Genomic DNA, 1,236 nt, shown 5'->3' with positions numbered 1-1,236 from the left:
CACCTACGCGGAAGTCACCAACAACGCGACCGGTAAGGCGTTGATGATCGAGAAGCGCGGAAAGGTCACCCTCAGTGAGGTCGGTGAACTCAACCACCGGATTCTGCCCGGTACGCGCATCGGTGACCTGAGTATCACCGAGAAAGTCTTCGAGCAGATGGCCCAGGTCGAGGCGGGTACGGCAGCGGCACCCGACTTTCTCGCCCTGGTCGAGGACTTGGTGCGCCACGACCTCGAGAAGATGAAGACGAACGCAAGCAGGTTGCCGGCCGAACTCACAGAGCGGATGCTCAAAGCCGGAGCGATGCGGGCATCAGTCGAGAACATCGCCCTTCCGCCGGCATTGCATTTCACCCATGGCGACGCCGTGGTCACCACCGCGAAGCGCGTCTTCTGCGGGCACAGGTTCACGGACGCAGAGGTGGCGGCGCTGGTGGCTGGTCGGACCATCCAGATCACGGCGACAAGCAAGGCCGGGAAGCGGTTCACCTGCAAGGGCAGGCTGGAGTCCGGAGTGGTGGAGAAGGGCGAGGACAAGTACCCGTATGTGGGCTTCAGGCCGAAGTTCGACGCCCGTTCGCCCAAGCCCAAGACAAAGCCCGGCAAACGCAAAACCAGCAGGTAGCCTGAGCGGGGCAGAGTGGGTCGCTGAAAATGTTGTCCTGCAACATATTTCATTATTGGGACCTTTGCCCCTGGTCTTGTTCGGCAAGACGCACCTAATGTTCGACGTGCCACAGATGTATGGCAAGATCGTCGACAGTAGGAGCTTTATTTACATGGAATACTTTCTCGTCAATACCGTTATCGATTCAATGGAATTCGTTGCAGATATTCCATTTAGTTTCATGATTCCACTAAGCTGATCGTTTCGAAGTTTTCTCCACGATAGAGGCTGGCGAGCTACCTATATTGCGGTATTGACCCATTCTGCGAGTCGGTGAAACGTGTGGGGCCACACCGCCTTCTGCTGAGCGGGATTCCAGAACCTGTTACCCGGGCGTGAAGCGCTCCCCATCGTGCGCCCAGCCCTCCCCACTGCTGGGCGCGCTGGACCCACCCGGCGGTACTGACGACCAGCCGGGTGGGTCACCTGGCTTCGTTCAGGCGGTGCTCCGCCATTCGAGTACCGCGACACTTTTTGACGAGTGAAGGGCAAGACGATGAGCGAGAACATTGTTCCGCGTGAGCTGTCTGCGATAGAAGCTTTCCTGTATCCGGCCACGAAGCAGTTGA

At 58.3% G+C, this 1,236-nt stretch carries 1 pseudogene; it reads left to right on the top strand.

The features are described from left to right. Window positions 1-625, top strand: a pseudogene (locus RhoBH5_RS32550) (DNA topoisomerase III); the annotation flags it as partial. Between the last annotated feature and the right edge of the window lie 611 nt (window positions 626-1,236).

Origin of the sequence: Rhodococcus sp. BH5, from assembly GCF_027583855.1 — a bacterium.
GTDB classification, from domain to species: Bacteria; Actinomycetota; Actinomycetes; order Mycobacteriales; family Mycobacteriaceae; genus Rhodococcus_F; species Rhodococcus_F qingshengii.
Note: the sequence above shows the minus strand (reverse complement) of the source record. Positions and strands in the feature narration are given on the sequence as shown.